This window comes from Flaviaesturariibacter aridisoli, from assembly GCF_004343705.1.
Taxonomy (GTDB): Bacteria; Bacteroidota; Bacteroidia; order Chitinophagales; family Chitinophagaceae; genus Flavisolibacter; species Flavisolibacter aridisoli.
This window is the reverse complement of sequence record NZ_SKFH01000071.1, coordinates 1-332: the sequence shown is the minus strand read 5'-3', so window position 1 is coordinate 332 and position 332 is coordinate 1. Positions and strand designations below refer to the sequence as shown.

At 61.1% G+C, this 332-nt stretch carries 1 protein-coding gene; it reads left to right on the top strand.

Translation table 11 applies throughout. From position 1 onward, the window contains the following. Positions 1 to 332, top strand: a 332-nt coding sequence (locus tag E0486_RS19040; RefSeq protein ID WP_165917414.1) for a hypothetical protein, incomplete at both ends; no start/stop codon positions are given.

The following is a 332-nucleotide window of genomic DNA, read 5'->3' as shown; positions in this document are numbered from 1 at the left end:
CAGAGCTATGGCAGCAGCGGTGACTATGACTTCATCGGCACTACGGCTGCCGGTTGTCCCGATACGGTGACGCTGCACTTCACCCTCAACCAGGGCAACCACGCTGATACGACAGCCAGCAGCTGCGTCCCCATCGTGTGGCATGGCCAGAGCTACGGCAGCAGCGGCGACTACGACTTCATCGGCACTACGGCGGCCGGATGCCCCGATACGGTGACCCTTCACTTCACCCTTAATAGCGGATCGCATACCGATACGACAGCCAGCAGCTGCGTCCCCATCGTGTGGCACGGCCAGAGCTATGGCAGCAGCGGTGACTATGACTTCATCGG